Annotated in this window: 15 protein-coding genes; 6 read left to right on the top strand and 9 right to left on the bottom strand. The window is 68.9% G+C overall.

Going from position 1 to position 16467, the window contains the following annotated elements:
- Position 1 precedes the first annotated feature (1 nt).
- The 3 genes from FB381_RS17865 to FB381_RS17875 all read right to left on the bottom strand — a co-directional run bounded on the left by FB381_RS17865 (position 2) and on the right by FB381_RS17875 (position 2701).
- Complete coding sequence (locus FB381_RS17865; protein WP_141781530.1) at positions 2-922, bottom strand: methylenetetrahydrofolate reductase; 921 nt, start codon at positions 920-922, stop codon at positions 2-4.
- 153 nt (positions 923-1075) lie between these two features.
- Entirely contained in the window at positions 1076-1978 is a 903-nt protein-coding gene (locus FB381_RS17870) for an HpcH/HpaI aldolase/citrate lyase family protein (protein WP_211352479.1), read from the bottom strand.
- Between the two features lie 93 nt (positions 1979-2071).
- Positions 2072-2701, bottom strand: a complete 630-nt coding sequence (locus FB381_RS17875; RefSeq protein WP_141781531.1) for an ArsR/SmtB family transcription factor — start codon at positions 2699-2701, stop codon at positions 2072-2074.
- Between the two features lie 82 nt (positions 2702-2783).
- Here FB381_RS17875 and FB381_RS17880 point away from each other — a divergent pair, with 82 nt between their 5' ends.
- A complete protein-coding gene (locus FB381_RS17880) occupies positions 2784-4160 on the top strand; it encodes an MFS transporter (RefSeq protein WP_141781532.1) in 1377 nt (458 codons plus the stop codon).
- 261 nt (positions 4161-4421) lie between these two features.
- On the opposite strand, the gene FB381_RS17885 is transcribed toward FB381_RS17880, so the two are convergent.
- A complete protein-coding gene (locus FB381_RS17885) occupies positions 4422-8387 on the bottom strand; it encodes an NAD-glutamate dehydrogenase (RefSeq protein ID WP_141781533.1) in 3966 nt (1321 codons plus the stop codon).
- Between the two features lie 174 nt (positions 8388-8561).
- Between FB381_RS17885 and FB381_RS17890 the strand changes: the two genes are divergently transcribed.
- Positions 8562-9032 carry a DUF2505 domain-containing protein gene (locus tag FB381_RS17890; protein WP_141781534.1) on the top strand — a complete coding sequence of 157 codons (471 nt, stop codon included), beginning with the start codon at positions 8562-8564 and terminating at the stop codon, positions 9030-9032.
- A gap of 52 nt (positions 9033-9084) precedes the next feature.
- Positions 9085-9561 (top strand): DUF2505 domain-containing protein, encoded by a 477-nt coding sequence (locus FB381_RS17895; protein WP_141781535.1) that lies wholly within the window; start codon positions 9085-9087, stop codon positions 9559-9561.
- Here the strand turns inward: FB381_RS17895 and FB381_RS17900 are convergent.
- Entirely contained in the window at positions 9546-9914 is a 369-nt protein-coding gene (locus FB381_RS17900) for a DUF6912 family protein (protein ID WP_141781536.1), read from the bottom strand. The two genes, FB381_RS17895 and FB381_RS17900, sit on opposite strands and share 16 nt — an antisense overlap.
- Before the next feature lie 15 nt (positions 9915-9929).
- Entirely contained in the window at positions 9930-11378 is a 1449-nt protein-coding gene (locus FB381_RS17905; RefSeq protein WP_141781537.1) for a WS/DGAT/MGAT family O-acyltransferase, read from the bottom strand.
- A gap of 139 nt (positions 11379-11517) precedes the next feature.
- On the opposite strand from FB381_RS17905, the gene FB381_RS17910 reads away from it, so the two are divergent.
- The 3 genes from FB381_RS17910 to FB381_RS17920 all read left to right on the top strand — a co-directional run bounded on the left by FB381_RS17910 (position 11518) and on the right by FB381_RS17920 (position 13789).
- On the top strand, positions 11518-11892 hold the full coding sequence (locus FB381_RS17910; RefSeq protein ID WP_141781538.1) for a hypothetical protein: 375 nt from the start codon (positions 11518-11520) through the stop codon (positions 11890-11892).
- Complete coding sequence (locus FB381_RS17915; RefSeq protein ID WP_141781539.1) at positions 11889-13247, top strand: hypothetical protein; 1359 nt, start codon at positions 11889-11891, stop codon at positions 13245-13247. The genes FB381_RS17910 and FB381_RS17915 overlap by 4 nt, the downstream gene beginning before the upstream one ends.
- A gap of 281 nt (positions 13248-13528) precedes the next feature.
- Positions 13529-13789, top strand: coding sequence for a helix-turn-helix domain-containing protein (locus FB381_RS17920; RefSeq protein ID WP_141781540.1), 261 nt, complete (start codon positions 13529-13531; stop codon positions 13787-13789).
- Between the two features lie 117 nt (positions 13790-13906).
- Here FB381_RS17920 and FB381_RS17925 read toward each other — a convergent pair whose 3' ends face one another.
- The 3 genes from FB381_RS17925 to sigE all read right to left on the bottom strand — a co-directional run bounded on the left by FB381_RS17925 (position 13907) and on the right by sigE (position 16420).
- Positions 13907-15310 carry a S1C family serine protease gene (locus FB381_RS17925; protein ID WP_170225215.1) on the bottom strand — a complete coding sequence of 468 codons (1404 nt, stop codon included), beginning with the start codon at positions 15308-15310 and terminating at the stop codon, positions 13907-13909.
- Between the two features lie 70 nt (positions 15311-15380).
- Complete coding sequence (locus FB381_RS17930; protein ID WP_141781542.1) at positions 15381-15839, bottom strand: anti-sigma factor; 459 nt, start codon at positions 15837-15839, stop codon at positions 15381-15383.
- Positions 15836-16420, bottom strand: a complete 585-nt coding sequence (sigE, locus tag FB381_RS17935; RefSeq protein WP_211352480.1) for an RNA polymerase sigma factor SigE — start codon at positions 16418-16420, stop codon at positions 15836-15838. Before sigE ends, FB381_RS17930 begins: the two co-directional genes overlap by 4 nt.
- Positions 16421-16467 lie beyond the last annotated feature (47 nt).

Raw genomic sequence — 16467 nt, forward strand, 5'->3', positions numbered from 1 at the left:
CTCAGCGCTCCAGCTTGCCGCGGAGCCGTTCGGCGAGGCGTACGGAGGCCTCGATCTCGACCTTGCGGATCGAGACCGACTCGATGTTGATGCCGAACGGCACGCCGAGCTGGCGGCAGAACGCCATCAGCTCGAGCGCGGTCGCCTCGGCCTGCTCGAGCGAGGCGTCGAGGGTGTCGGCGGCCTGCCGCAGCTCGTTCTCGATCCAGTTCGGCACGTCGACGCCGAGCCAGCGCAGGAACTCCAGGGTCTTCATCGACCCGCACACCGAGAAGGTGAAGATGATCGGCACCGGCTCGATGCCGCGTGCCCGACACTCGTAGCCGTAGTCGGAGACGAGGTTCTTCGCAGCGTTGACGTCGTAGACGACCTGCGTCACGAAGTAGGAGCAGCCGGCCTCCTGCTTCGCGATCAGGCGCAGGTGCTCATCGCCCTTGGCCGTGTGACGCTCCGGGATCGCGACCGCTCCGAGGAGCAGGTCGGGGTTGGTCTCCTGCCGGATCTCCTGGGCACGGCGCAGGCTGGTCGCGACCCGCTTCTCGCCCGAGGAGGCGCCGACGAAGACCGAGAGCGCCCGGGCCGGATCCTGCGTCTTGACCCAGTCGCGCAGCGCCGGCTCGTCATACTTGCCGGTCGCGCGGTAGACGATCGCCGGCACGTCGAGACCGACGAGGTTGCGCTCGAGGAAGGCAGCAGGATCGAGGGTGCGTACGAACGGGAACGGCCGCTCCTCCGGGTTGCGGTCGGACTCGTCGTCGATGTCGTAGAGGACCAGACCGTCGAGATCGAGCGGCTTGATCCGCTCGAGCGTCACCTCGGCGATCTGCTGCACCCTCTCGGGTGCCGTCGTCACCCTCGGTGGCGTGACGGCGAAAAGCAGAATCTCGCCGGCCCGGTCACTGATGCGCTGCTGCAGATCCACGACACCAACGCTAACGGAGCCGAGCGAACCCTGCGCATCCGTCCCACTCCAGCGCCGAGTCGGCTCGTTCTGACCAAGATCCCCGCCGAGTCGGCTCGTTAGAACGAGCCGACTCGGCGATGTTTCACGTCAGGATGCGCCGACTCGGCCTCGTCAGTAGACGCTGGGGCCGGAGGTCGGGTCGCCGTACGTGTCGGGCTTGATCTTGAACAGCTCGGCGCGACGCTTGATGGTCTCGGCGCGGGCCAGCCGCGGCTTGTCGCTGCCGTCGCGGATCACCCGGCCGCCCTCATCGAACTTGTGGAGGAACTCGTACGCCCAGGAGACGTCCGACGGGGACGGGCTGAACGACTCGTTGATCACCGACGGCTGCTCGACGTCGAGGCAGAGCTTGCCGGTCATGCCCATCGAGACGCCGTCGGCCGATTGCTCGCGCAGCAGCGGGTGGCTGCTGCCCACCGTCGGTCCGTCGATCGGACCGGGAAGGTTGCCGATCCGCGAGGCGAGGACGAGCTTGGTGCGCGGGTAGGACATGGCGAGCGGATCGTTCTCCGCGCCGGTGTCGCGCCGGTAGTCGCCCGACCCGAACGCGAGCCGATAGGCGCCCCGGGCCCGCGCGATCGTCGCGGCGTCCTCGATGCCCAGCGCCGACTCGAGCAACGGGATCACCGGGGTCTTGCCGCCGAGGCGCTGGAACGTGTCGGTGACCTGGTCGGGCGACTCCGTCTTCGCGAGCATCACACCGGCAAGGTTCTCGATGCCGGCCAGCGCCGCGATGTCGTCGCCCCAGTCGCTGGTCGTCCAGTCGTTGATGCGCACCCACGCCCGACCGCCGCCGTTTAGCCACCCGGTCACGTTCTCGCGTGCCTTGGTCTTCAGCGAGCTGTCGATCGCGTCCTCCATGTCGAGGATGATCTGGTCGGCGCGGCTCAGCTGAGCATCATCGAAGAGCTCCGTACGCATCGCAGAGACGAGCAGCCAGGCCCTGGCGTTGTGTCCCTCGACTCGGTTGGCTTCGCGCAGCTTGCGCTTCTCGGCGATCTCGGTCGTGCTCATCGTTCGTGTATCTCCCTACTGGCGCCCTGGGTTGAGCCCGTTTCGGACGGTAATCCACTCCTTCGGTGACTCGCGAGTACGCGACTCTGTGACCTACTTCTCGGCGCCGGGCCGGCCGAAGCCGCTGACCCGGAACTCCTCCTTGACCGGATCGAGCTCACCGGCGAGGTCTGGCATCGGCTGGATGATCTGGTAGACGGAGTACAGGTCCCTCTCATCGCCGGACTTTCCCCGGCTCGCATCTCGGTGGCGCGCGACGACCTCGTTCAGATCGTGCTGCAGCTGCTCTGCCTCGTCCCGGGTCAGCCGTAGAGACGACTCCGAGACGATCCGCTTGCTTCGCTCGTCGTCGAGGTCCGTGGCGACCGTGAAGGCCTGGTCCACCAGGTGATGACCCCAGGCGACCGAGCTGCGCTGGAACACCGTGTAGGCGGCCTCACCTCCGGGCTGGTCGACCATCTCCCTGGGGTTGATGCTGATGTCGTCGTCGACGAGTCGCCACACGCGATCGCGCCTGTCGCGGCCGGCCTCCGGGTCGACCTCCACCAAGCCGTACTTCGCCAGCTGCCGCAGGTGAAAGCTTGCCTGGTTGGCGGGGATCCCGGTGCGCTCCGCGATGTCGGCCGCACGCAAGGAACCGCCCGCGGACAGCTCGTGCAGCACGCGGTTCCGGGTCGGATGCGCGATCGCACGCAGGATTCGTGGGTCGTCGTACGTGGCCATGGCGCCATCGTAGTCAGATCTCGCACCGGTCAGTGCGCAATATATATTGCGCAATGTATGTTGCGCACTTTACGGTGCGGGTATGCCCTCCTATCGCGAGCTCGCCCGCAACCATGACTTCACTGCTCTCTGGGTCGGCGCCACCGTTGCCGAGCTCGGGACGCGGGTGAGCATCTTCGCGATGCCGTTGGTCGCCTACGCGATGACCCGCTCCGCGTTCTGGGCGGCCACCGCCGAGGCGGTCCACCTCATCGGGATGGTGGGCATGTTGCTACCCGCCGGGGTGATCGCCGACCGCAGCAACCGGCTGCGAGTCATGCGAGTCACCCATGGATCGGGGGCACTGCTCTACGCCTCGCTGGCCATCGGCGGGTTGCTCGGGTCGCTCACACTCCCCCATCTCCTCCTCGTCGCACTCCTCACCGGCGCACTCAACGGCCTCTTCATACCCGCCGAGAACTCGGCGATCAGGTCAGTCGTCACCGCCGATCAGCTGCCCACAGCGCTCTCCCAGCAGCAGGCCCGCCAGCACATCGCGGGACTGCTCGGAGGACCGCTCGGCGGCGTACTGCTCGGCCTGGCCCGCTGGGCGCCGTTCGCCGGCAACGCCGTCGCGTACGCCGCGGGCTGGCTTCTCCTCGGGCGCGTCCGTGCAGACCTGACCGCGCCGCCCGCCGCTCAGACGGTCCGGAGACCGGCGGCCGACCTCGTCGCAGGGCTGCGCTACGGCTGGCGGCAGCCCGTCCTACGTACGCTGCTCTTCTTCGGTCCTGCGGCCAACCTCGCCCTCAACGCGCTGTTCTTCCTCGCACTCCTGCGCCTCGTCGAGGCCGGCTTTCCCGCTTGGCAGATCGGGCTCGCCGAGGCGACCATCGGAGCTTGCGGGATCCTCGGCGCACTGGCCGCGCCCTGGTTGATCGACCGCGTTCCGACCGGCCGCCTAGCCACCTTGTGCGCCTGGAGCTTCGTGCCCCTGTCCATCCCGCTGGCGTTCTGGACGCATCCGGCGGTGATGGCGCTGGCTGCCTCCGTAGGTCTGTTCCTCAACCCAGCGGCCAATGCCGGACTGGGGTCATACCGGATGGCGATCACACCTCCGGAACTGGTCGGCAGGGTCCAATCGGCTGCTCAGTTCGTCTCCATGCTCTCGATCCCAGTAGCACCGGCACTCGCCGGCCTCCTGCTCTCGACTGTTGATGGCCCCACCGCGGTCCTCATCGTCACGGCACTGATCGCCGCGGCCGCGCTCATCCCGACCCTCTCCCGGACGGTGCGGTCGATCCCTCGCCCAGACCTCTGGCCGCGGCCGGAGGCGACGACGGAGACCGATTCCCCACACGCGCTGCAGAGCAGCGAAAGCGAGGTGCCACTGCGTTATGGTCGAAAGACACCCCCACAGCAAGGTTTGCTCATCGACGTCGGCGATCGTGCCGACCGAAGCGAGGATCGACTCTCATGATCTCCAGGGCCTGCGTGGCGCTGATTCTGCTGCTGGGCGCGGTCGCGATCGGCCTGTCCCCGAGTGCTGCCCAGGCCGCTGAACCACGGCCGGAGTGGGCTGCGGTCTCGGAGACGTCGAGCACAGACAGGAATCCGCCGGCCGCCCCTGATCAGGGACAGCCGGCGGACACCTCACGTCAGAGCTCGGTGCCCGACACCGGTGGGCCCTCGTGGGCCTTCGCGGCGGTCGGAGCAGCTCTCATGGTCGCCGGGACCGTGGTCACCGCGAAGGCTCGTCGAGGCGACCGAAAGCACGGTTGACCTCCTCGTTGAGCACCGAGGTCGCCCAGATCTCACGCCGCAGCGGGTGCGCCGCGATCGCCTGGGGGAACCGCTCACGGATGGCGGTCGGGAAGTAGGCCACCAGCCGCTCGATCATCTCCGGATCCGTTGCCGGGTCGGGAAGACCCTCGGCGACCAGCTCGCGACCACGCTCGATCTTGGTCCAGGCGAGCACCACGGCCAGCTCGGGGGCGGTGAGCCCCTCCCCCGCCTCGAGGCGACGCGCGACCTCTGCCGCAGACGGCAGACCCTCGACCTCACGGCCGAGCAGCCCGTCGGTGACCCACTCCGCGATCTGCGCCTCGTAAGCCTCCAGCAGCTGCGGCGCGGAGGCGACAGCCCTGGTCAGGGTCACGTTGTGGGCCTCGTTGTCGGCCAGCACCAGCGCGGCGACCTCGTCGGTCATCTCCTCGAGCAGCTCGTCACGCTCGGCCAGCGTGAGCGCGCCGGAGCGTACCTCCGGGTCGAGGAGGATCTTGAGGTTCACCTCGTGGTCGGAGGTGTCGACACCGGCGGAGTTGTCGATCGCGTCGGTGTTGATCAGCCCACCCTTGCGGGCGAACTCGACACGAGCCGCCTGGGTGATGCCCAGGTTGCCGCCCTCGCCGACGACCCGCACCCGCAGGTCGGCCGCGTCGACGCGTACGCCGTCGTTGGCGTGGTCGCCGGCATCCGCGTGGGTCTCGTCCGAGGCCTTCACGTAGGTGCCGATCCCGCCGTTCCAGAACAGGTCGACCGGAGCGCGCAGGATCGCGCTGATCAGCTCCTGCGGCGTCAGCCGCTTGACGTCGGCGCCCAGACCGAGCGCCTCACGCACCTCGGGGCTGATCGGCACCCACTTCAGCTGTCGCGACCACACACCGCCGCCGGCGGAGATCAACGAGGTGTCGTAGGACTCCCAGGTGGATCGCGGCGTCTCGAAGAGCCGCGTGCGCTCACGGAAACCCACCGCCGCGTCGGGCGTGGGGTCGATGAAGATGTGGCGGTGGTCGAAGGCAGCCACGAGCCGGATGCGGTCGGAGCGGAGCATGCCGTTGCCGAACACGTCACCGGACATGTCGCCGACCCCGACCGCGGTGATCTCGTCGACCTGAGGGTCGATGCCGAGCGCCTTGAAGTGGTGCTGCACCGAGACCCAGGCGCCACGGGAGGTGATGCCCATCGCCTTGTGGTCATAGCCTGCCGAGCCACCGGAGGCGAACGCGTCGCCGAGCCAGAAGTCGTATTCGGCCGCGACCGAGTTGGCCAGGTCGGAGAAGGTCGCGGTGCCCTTGTCGGCGGCGACGACCAGGTAGGCGTCGTCGCCGTCGTGGCGCACCACGTCGGCCGGCGGCACGATCTCGCCCTCGACCCGGTTGTCGGTGATGTCGAGCAGACCCCGCAGGAACGTGACGTACGCATCGGGGCCGGGCACGCCCTTGGCGACGAACCCGCCCTTCGCGCCACCCGGCACGATCACGGTGTTCTTCACCTGCTGGGCCTTGGCCAGCCCGAGCACCTCGGTGCGGAAGTCGTCGCGCCGGTCGCTCCAGCGCAGCCCGCCACGCGCGACGGCGTCGAAGCGCAGGTGCACGCCCTCGACGTCGGGCGAGTAGACGAAGATCTCGTGCGCCGGCCGCGGCAGCGGCAGGTCGGGCAGCTGGTGCGGGTCGAACTTCAGTGACAGGAAGGGTTGGCCGAGGTAGTAGTTGGTGCGCATCGTGGCCAGGATGTGGGTGACGTAGCTGCGCAGGATCCGGTCGTGGTCGAGGCTCGCCACGTCGTCGAGGGCCTCGATGATCGCCTCCGCCCGCTTCGTCTCGTCACGGTCGGTGACCGCGGGGTCGAAACGCGTCTCGAACAGCTCGACGATCTGGCGCGCGAGCACCGGGTTGGCGCACAACGCGTTGCCGATCGAGAGGAACGAGTTGGGGGTGCCGGCCTGACGCAGGTAGCGACCGTAGGCACGCAGCAGCATCACCTGAGCGTGGTCGAGGCCACCGGCCAGGACCAGCGCGTTGAGGCCGTCGACCTCGCTGCGTCCCGACCATGCCTCGTGCATCGCGGCCGCCAGCTGCGGGTAGCTGCCGACCGGGGTGCCGGCGTAGGCGAGGCCGAAGTCGTAGATGAACCACGGCTCCTGGCCGCCGGTGGAGCCGAGGCCGTCGAGGTCGTAGGGACGCTCGTCGGTGACCTCGACCCCGAAGGACGACAGGATCGGGAGCATCATCGAGAGCGAGAGCGCTCCGCCGGTGCGGTAGATCTTGATCCGGAAGCCGCCGGCGCTCTCGGGGTCCTTGTAGAAGGAGAAGTCGACCGCGTCACCCTGGTGGGAGAGCAGCTCGAGGCGAGCCAGGTCTACGGCGCCGGTGGCGGCGTCGAAGTCTTCCTTGTAGGCCTCCGGGAACGCGTCGAGCAGGTGCCCGAGGCGAGCGGCGCCGTCTTCACCGGTCTGCGCGATGACCGCACTGACCAGGTCGTCGCGCCAGCTGCGAGCGGCCTGACGCAGCCGCGACTCGAGGCTGTCGACCAGACCGGGGGTGTCGAGGGCCTTGCCCAGCGACTCGGTCGTGCCGTGCACCACGAAGTGCACACGCGCAGTGGTCGACTCGCTGATGCGTACGGTGAACTCCAGCTCGGTGCCGCCCAGGGCGTCGAGCAGCACCTTGGAGAAGCGCTCACGGACGGTCGTGTTGTAGCGGTCGCGAGGCAGCGAGACCAGCACCGAGACGTAGCGGCCGTACGTGTCGGGCCGCACGGCCACACGCAGGATGCGGCGCTCGATCGCCCCCAGAGCGGCCTCGGCGAGCGAGGTCAGCTCCTCGGAGGAGGCGTGGAAGAGCTCTTCGCGCGGGTAGGTCTCCATCGCGTCGAGCATCGCCTTGCCGGTGTGGCTGCGGCTGTCGTAGCCGGTGCGGTCGAAGACCGCGGCGACCTTGCCGCGTACGACCGGGATCTTGGTGACCGACTCGCGGGCGGCCTTCGTGGTGAAGAGGCCGAGGAAACGGTGCTCGCCGATGACCTCACCGGCGGCGTTGAACATCTTGATGCCGACGTGGTCGAGGTAGGCGGGCTCGCCGACGGTGGAGCGGGAGTTGGCCTTGGCCAGCACGAGCATCGCCTTCTCGCGCGCGTGGGTGGCGACCTTGGCCGGCATCTTGCCGTGCTCCGGGTCCTGCGGCGGGTCGGCGCGCAGGATGCCCAGCCCGGTGCCGGACAGGCCGCGGAGGTAGTCGCCGTCGAGGCGATACTCGCGGTAGCCGGTGAGCAGGAAGTGGTCCTCGGCCAGCCAGGCCAGCAGCTCGGCGGCCTCGGACGCCTCTTCGCGCGGCACGCTGTTGGGCGGGGTGTAGCGCAGCCCGGCGGCGATCTCGGCCAGCCGGCGGTGCAGCCTCGGCTCGTCCTCCACGACCTCGCGTACGTCCTCCAGGACGCCCTCGAGCCCGGTGACGATCTCCTTGGCGGCGTCGGGTGCGAGACGGTCGATCTCGATGTGCATCCACGACTCGCGTACGTCGCCTGTGTTCACCTCCTCCAGCGCGCCGGTCACGTCGCGGGCGACGTCGATGACCGGGTGGACGACGAGGTGGACGTCGAGTCCGCGACGGTAGAGCTCCGTCTTGACCGAGTCGACCAGGTAGGGCATGTCGTCGACGACGATCTCGACGACGCTGCGCCCTCCGGCCGACCAGCCGTCATTGGCTGTGGTCGGGGTGAGGATGCGGACGGCGGCGGTGCCCTGCGGGCGGCTCGCTGCCAGCGCCAGATGTGACTCGACCGCGCCGGCGAGGTCTGTCTCGCTGCGGCCGGTGAGCTCCTCGGGGGCTACGTGGCGGAAGTAGGTGGTGCTCGGCAGGTGGTGCTGTGCGACCTTCTGCGGGGCTTGGACAGGTTGGATATGCGTCTCCGTTGACACACCGGTCACGGTATCCCGGTAGGGCCGCCGAAAGGCGTCTGAATCCGAAGGAATCGCCGATGTGTGTCATAGGCCGAGACCGCGCATCCGGCCCGCCGAATAGAGCATACCGATGGAATGTGTTGGTTGTCTCGGCGGCTCCGCTGATGACTCTGGCCTGACGAGGCGTCATGATGGGGAATCATGAAGAAGCTGTCGATCGATCTGGCCTATGACGCCCCGATCGCGGCCGTCTCGGGGATGCTCGCCGATGCGACGTTCCGCGAGCAGGTCTGCGATGCCCAGCACGCGCTCTCGAAGAGCGTCGCGATCACCGGATCGACGGTGAGCATCCGCTACGAGCAAGAGGTCAGCGGCGTGCCCGGGTTCGCGAAGAAGGTCGTCGGCGACACCATCGAGGTGCACCAGGACGAGGTCTGGTCCACCGACTTCGTCTCCGGCGACATCACCGTCACCCTGCCGGGCAAGCCGGGATCGCTCTCCGGCACCGCGAGCCTGACCGAGAGCGGCGGCCGCACCGTCGAGACGGTCTCGCTGGAGGCCACCGTCACCATGCCTCTGATCAGCGGAAAGCTGGAGGACCTGATCCTCTCGATCTTCAAGAAGGCGCTCCAGAAGGAGCACGAGGTCGGCGTACGCTGGCTCGCCGCCTGAACGCTCCCTTCACTTCCACCACATCCCTGCGAGAGCCTCAAAGGATTCGGCAATGGCGACGACCCTTCAGCACGAGCTCGTCTATGACGCCCGCGTGAGCGAGGTGTCGGCGATGCTCGCCGACCCCAGCTTCCGCGAGAAGGTCGCCGACGCCCAGGGCGCGCTGCGCCGCCGCGTGACCATCGGCGGTGCGCCGCGCGAGGTGCGGATCGACCGGGTGCAGCCGACCGTCGACATCCCCTCTTTCGCGAAGCGCATGGTCACCGGCGACATCGCCGTGCGACACAACGAGGTCTGGTCCTCCGACAGGGTCGCGGTCGTCGACATCACCGTGCCGGGAGGCATGACCACCCTGCGCGGCAACATCTCGCTCTCGGAGACCGACGGCCGCACGACCGAGAGCGTGCGGCTCAACATCAAGGTGCCCGTGCCGATGGTGGGCACCAAGATCGAGGAGTACATCGAGCAGATGATGCTCAAGGCCTTCGACCTCGAGCAGGCGGTCGGCGCCGCCTACCTCTCGCGCTGAGCGACGAGCTCCGGGATCTCCTGGGTCGCGAACCAGCCGAGGTCCTCATCGGGATCGGCGCCGGCAGGCCGGTCGGCGAGATCGGCGTGGACGGCGGCGACGAGCTTGAGCGGCACCACCTGGGTCTCCAGGTGGTGGGCGATCTTGTCGGGTGCGTCGACGACGACCACGACCCGGCGCCCGGCACCGGCCAGGAGCGCCGTCGAGTCGTCGGCGGCGCTCATCAGCGCGGCGTACTCCGTCTCCTCGCCGTCGTCGGCGGCCGCGTAGCCGTCGGCGGCGCTGGGCAGCTCGCCCGCGGCGTACCAGTCGGCGAGGAGGTCCAGCGTGGCGGGGACGTAGATGCGGGTCACGAGGCGGATTCTGCCCTATTCACCGGAGTTCTTGACCACGCGCAGCCCCCGCGGTGCGCGGAAGCGGCGCCCCGAGGCGGTGTCGAGCAGCTCGTCGATGGCCTCGCTCAGGCACTGGCCGACCAACGAGGCGTCGGGCACCAGGTCGCGGTCGGCGGTGATGGCGAAGAAGACCTGCCCGTCGTAGGAGGTCACCCCGATCGCGAGCGAGTGGCCCTCGGCCAGCGGATGGATCGGATAGCTGGCCACCAGGCGGGAGCCGGCCGCATACCGGGGCTCCTGCGGGCCGGGCACGTTGCACACCGAGAGCAGGTAGTCGTGCTCGCTCTCGGCGGCCACCCGCGACCCGATCACGTGGAAGGTCGCCGGGGCGAAGCCACTGATCCCGGCCAGCTGCTGTGCGCTGACGGTGCGGGCGGTCTCCTTGTGCTGCTCGAAGGAGTAGGAGACCTGATGGAGCCGCACCACCGGCGACGGCTCCGCGACCGGGAGCACCACGAAGTGCGGGGCCACGGCCGACCCGAGCTGGGTCGCGTCGAGCTCTTCGTCGATGACCGAGACCGGCACCAGCGCCGGCACCTGGCGTACGCCGGCGAGCGACTCCTGACGAGTCATCAGCCATGACCTCAGGCCGCCGGTGACGACAGCCAGGATCACGTCGTTGACGGTGCCGCCGTGAGTGTCTCGGATGCGGCGGAAGTCGGAGAGGTCGGCCTGCAGCGTGACCACCCGGCGCTGCTGCGAGAGCGCGCCGCTGAGCGGTGTGGGCCGCTCGGGCGGTCGCCTGGTAAGGGCCTGGGCGACGCCGATGCCTGCGCTCTGGATGTCTTTGGCCACGCCGGTGGCGCGCCCCAGCGCGAAGCCGCCCATGCTGCGCGCGGCGCCGGTCAGGCCCCTGACCGAGGTGACGGCGTCGACGACCGCGCCGGCGAGCAGACGAGCACCCGACTCCGGCTGCGGCTCCCACAGGTCGGGCACGGTCGGCCCCACCTCGGGCTTGTCGTCGAGCAGCAGCTGGACCAGGTCGACGGTCTCGGCACCGTCGACGAGCGCCTGGTGGGTCTTGGTGACCAGCGCGACGCGGCCGCCCTCGAGCCCTTCGATGACATAGAGCTCCCACAACGGCCGCGACCGGTCCAGAGGCCTGGACACGATCCGGCCGGCCAGGTCGAGCAGCTGGTCCATCGAGCCAGGGCGGGGCAGCGCGGAGCGGCGTACGTGGTAGGTGAGATCGAAGCGGTCGTCGTCGGCCCAGACCGGGTAGGCGATGCGACCCGGCACCATGCGTACGCGCTGGCGGTAGCGGGGCACGAAGGCCAGCCGATCCTCGACGTGCTCGGCGAAGGCGCCGTAGTCGAAGCCCTCCTTGGGCTCGATCAGCTCGATGCTCGCCACCTGGTGCGGCACCGAGAGACTCTCGCCGTCCAGATAGGCGACGTCACGTGGCCCCAGCCGATCGCTCATGCCGATCACCATGCCTCTCAGCCCCCTCTTTGGTTCGTGTGCGATTGTGGCAGAGCCTCGGCCCGCACTGCAGAATTCGGCAGTCCGAGGCGAGTAGTCCGAGGATCAGCCCGAACGTAACCCATGAAACGGGGGATAAATGCGCCTCACGGCCCGATTCATCGCGGTCGTGGCAGCAATCTGCGGGATCGCGTCCGTCGCGAGCGCCTGCGGAAACGACGTCGCCACCGAACCCAGCAAGAAGAGCGACCCGGTGGTCGTCGAGATCAACTTCTCCGGCAGCTCGGTCGACCCCCGCGGCGACAAGGTCGACGTGCCCGTCGGCCACGGTGTCGAGCTCGACGTGACCGCTGACGCGGCCGGCGAGGTCCACGTCCACTCCGACCCGGAGCAGTCCGCGGCCTACGGTGTCGGCACCACCCGGATCAGCCTGGGCACGTTCGACGTCCCCGGTCAGTACGAGGTCGAGTCACACTCCCTCGGCAAGACCATCGTCACCCTCGAAGTCCAGTGATCCTCACCCACGGAGTGGGCGGTCGCCAGGACCTCCCACTGCCGCTCGAGTACGTCATCGCGGGCGCCGTCCTCGCCCTCGTCGTCTCCTTCGGGCTGCTGGTGCTCACCACCAGACGCGCAGCCGCAGGCCAGACCGACGGCGGCCAGATCACTGGTAGCCAGGGCCCGCAGGTGCGCAACCCACGTGGTTGGCCGGTGCCGCGACTCGGCCGCATCGTCGACTCCACGGCCTGGACCGCGCTGTGGCGCATCGTCGGACTGCTGATCTTCGCCTACTTCGTGCTGGTCGCCTTCGCTGGCCCCGACAACGCCAACAACCCGATCTTCGGGATGACCTACGTGTGGCTGTGGGTCGGCATCGTGCCGTTCTCGCTGCTCTTCGGGCATGTCTGGAAGGCGATCAGCCCGGCCCGTACGGTCGTGGCCGGTCTGACGTGGCTGCGCGGCGACGGCGAGCCGATGCTTCGCCTGCCCGAGCGGCTGGGCTACTGGCCGGCAGCGCTCGCGCTGCTCGCCTTCGCGTGGCTCGAGCTGGTCTACCCGGAGAACAACTACCTCGGCCCCGTACGCATCTGGCTGGCCCTCTACCTGGCCGTGATGATCATCGGCGGCGCCCTCTTCGGTGAAGACTTCCTGGAGCGCACCGACCCGTTCGAGGTCTACTCGTCGCTGACCGCACGACTCTCGGTCTGGGGACGCACCCCGGCCGGCAACCTGGTCGTGCGTACGCCGCTCGGCAACCTCGACACGCTGCGGCCCGCGCCCGGGCTGGTGGCCGTGGTCTCGGTGCTCTTCGGCACCATCGTCTACGACTCCTACCGAGACTCTCCGCAGTGGCTGCGTCTCGTGCAGAACCCGGCGCTCTCCGGCGACACCGCCTACCTGATCAGCAACATCGCGCTGATCGCGTTCCCGCTGCTCGTGGCCGGTTTCTACTGTGTCGGCACGATGCTGACCGGCGTCGGCGACGTGCCCCGCCGCGCCCTTCCGGCGCAGCTGGCGCCATCGATCGTGCCGATCGTCGTCGGCTACGTCGTGGCCCACTACCTGAGCTACTTCTGGGAGAGCGGCCTCGCGACCCTACGCAACGCCTCGGACCCGCTCGGAAACGGAGGCGACTGGCTCGGAACCGCCGATATGCCGGTCTCCTACTTCTTCGCCTTCCACGCCACGCTGCTGGCCGTGATCAAGGTGACCGCGGTGATCGTCGGCCACGTGCTGGGCGTCTGGTCGGCCCACATCCGCGCTCTCCAGGTGCTCCCCAACCAGCATCTGATCACCGGGCAGGTGCCGCTCCTGGTCACCATGGTCGGCTTCACTGTCGGCGGCTTGTATCTCCTCTTTTCTGTCTAGATGATTGATGCGCGGGGTGGCCGTCGCGAGCGGCGCTCGGCGCCGCGCTGGCAAGGCGCCGCCCTGAGGGCATACCGGGCGTCTGTTGAAGGGCGGCAACGCCGCCAGCGTGGATGCCGGGCGTCGCGTAGCAGGTCAGCCCGTGCGGCAATCATCTAGTGGCCGCTGCTTCACGGTTCACCCACCACGCGTACACAAAGTGGCGCACCACTGCCTAACGCGGACTAACAGGTTCGCGCGCTGGTTTACTGCCGGTTGCAGAGTCTGAGAGACTGATACTTATGTCTGGTACCCCCCGCTTCCTGACTCTTGCCGACGTCGCCGAGGTCCTCAACACTTCGAGCGCACAGGTCTATGCCCTTGTCCGCCGTGGAGAGCTCCCCGCAATCAAGATCGGCGGTCGCGGCCAGTGGCGCGTTGAGTCCAGCGTCCTCGAGAAGTTCATCGACGACATGTACTCGCAGACCAAAGCCTTCGTGGCCGACCACCCGTTCGTCGAGGCCGAGAGCGCCGCACCCGCGGCCACGCCCGACGCTTCCTGAGTCACAGCAACCCCAACCCCCACAACTAAACCTTCCCCACAACAACGCGAAGAGCTGCCGGGCATCGCCCAGGCAGCTCTTCGCGTCTGTCGTCGCTCGCGGCGCCGTGCGCCTGGGTCAGGCCAGGTTCTCGGTCTGCGAGTCGAGCTTGATCTTGATCTCCTGCCGGGAGCCGTTGCGCTCCACGCTGAACTCGACCGTCTCCCCCGGCTGATGAGCACGGATGGCCACGATCATCCCGATGCCGTCGGTGACGGGGACATCGCCGACCTTGGTGACGCGGTCGCCGTCCTCGAGCCCACCGGCAGCGGCCGGCGAGCCGGACTCGACGACCGAGATCAGCGCCCCGTTGTGATCCTTGGCCTGGACGTCGACCGAGGCGCCCACGATCGGATAGGTCGCCTTGCCGGTCTTCAGGATCTGGGCGGCGGTCACCTTCACCTGGTCGATCGGGATCGCGAAGCCGACACCGATGCTGCCGCCCTCACCACCCTCTCCGCCGCCGGCGGTCGCGATGGCCGAGTTGACCCCGATGACCTGGCCGGCCAGGTTGACCAGCGGCCCGCCGGAGTTGCCGGGGTTGATCGCCGCGTCGGTCTGGACGGCGTTGATGTAGGAGGTGTCGTCTTCGGTCTGACCCGTCGAGACCGGACGCTGGAGGGCGCTGATGATGCCCGAGGTGACCGTCGAGCTCAGCCCCAGCGGGGAGCCGATCGCCACGACACCCTCGCCGATCCGAAGCCGCGAGGTGTTGCCGAGCGAGGCGGGGTCGAGCTCCTTGACCGCGGGCACGTCGAGCACCGCGAGGTCGTAGACGGCGCTGCGGCCGATCACCTTCGCCTTGTGGCGGCGGCCCTTGTGGTCGACCACCTCGATGCTGCCCTTGGCCTTGGCGGCGTCGGCGACGACGTGGTTGTTGGTCACCACGTGACCGACCTTGTCGAAGACGAAGCCGGAGCCGGTCGCGGCGTCTTCGACGCCCTGATACTCGGCGAAGATCTGCACCGTCGAGGGCAGCAGCGTCGAGGCGACCTTGACGATGCTGGCATCCTCGCCCTCGAGGGGCGCGTCGGTCTCGATCGAGCCCGGCTCGAGCCCGCCACCGGCGATGCTCGACATGTCGTCCTGGTCTTCGAGCACCCCGCCGGCATAGCCGCCGAGCACTCCGAGCAGGAACGCGACGGCCGCCGCGAGCGCCCAGATCGGCCCGGGCACACGTCGGCGCTGCTTGGTCTGGGGCTCGAGCGTGGCACCCGGCGGGGGCGGCGGGCCCCCGAAACCGGGAAGAGATCCGCCCGGCGGCGGAGCGGCAGGCGGTGGCGGCACCGCAGCCTGGCCGGCAGCCGCCGGAGCGGCCGCAGGACTGGGCATGCCCGGCAGCGGGATCTCCGTCGTGTCGGGCCCGTCGTCGGCCGCATCGGGGGCGAAGGCGTCAGGGGACGGCCGCTCGGCCGGGGTCTCGCTGGGCGGTGCCCAGCGGGAGGTCGGCTTCGACTGGTCGTCTCGTGGTTCCGGCGTCACACCACCCATTCTTCCCACTCGGCCCAACAAAGTGCAGCCGGGGTCTCGTCTCCGGGCCCTCGACGGTCGATCAGCGGCGTACGTGAGCGACTATCGGGGCGCCCGGGACCTGTGTGACCGCGGTGACCGGAACGTTCCTGGGGCCCGGCGCGTCGGCGGGAGCGGCGGAGAGGGCGAACATCCCGAAGACGGCGGCGCCGACGGCCCCGCCTCCGGCGGCGACCATCATCCACGTACGCCGCATCGACCGTGGGTCGGTGTCACCATCGCCGAAGTCGTCGGTCGGCCACATCGAGGCCGCCATGACAGGGCCGCTGAGCGATCCCTTCAGGTCGGCGGGGGCCGAGACGCCGGGATCGACGCTCAGGCCCGCCAGGCGGCGCTTGAGCCAGCCCTCACGCTCGACCTGGCGACGACACGCGCAGCACTGGTGCACATGCGTCCAGGCGCGCTCCTCCTCCGCGTCGGGGAGCTGTCCGTCGAGAAGGGCGCTGGTGCGCGCACCGAGGTGATTTCCTAAGAGGCTCATGAAACCCCGCCCCACAACACCTTGGGCCCGGAGTAACGCAACCGTCCGCCGCGCGGCGCGCGGTGAGCGAGAGCGTCACGGAGCATCGCCCGGCCGCGGTGGATGCGGCTTCGGACGGTGCCGAGCTTGGCACCGAGGATCTCGGAGATCTCCTCGTAGGAGAGCCCCTCCACGTCACAGAGCACGACCGCGGCCCGGAAGTCGGGAGGCAGCGTGGCCAGCGCGCGCTCGATGTCGTCATCGAAACGCTGGTCGGTGTAGGCCACGTCCGGCGTCGGGCCGTTGCTCGTCAAGCGCGAGGCGCGCTCGTCGGAGAGGGCGTCGAAGCGGATCCGCTGCTTGCGGCGGGCCTGGTCGAGGAAGAGGTTGGTGGTGATCCGGTGCAGCCAGCCCTCGAAGGTGCCGGGGCTGTAGGTGTCGAGAGAGCGGAAGACGCGCACGAAGACCTCTTGGGTGAGATCCTCGGCGTCGGGGCGGTTGCCCGTCAGACGGTAAGCGAGCCGGTAGACACGGTCGGAGTGCTTCTCCACGATCTCGTCCCACGACGGAACCCCCGTCTGGCTCGTGGGCTCGGCAGTCATGGTGCTCCTGTCATGTGTCTGGCTGATCGCTGACATCTCCTACGGTA

The sequence above is a fragment of the Nocardioides albertanoniae genome, from assembly GCF_006716315.1.
GTDB lineage: Bacteria > Actinomycetota > Actinomycetes > Propionibacteriales > Nocardioidaceae > Nocardioides > Nocardioides albertanoniae.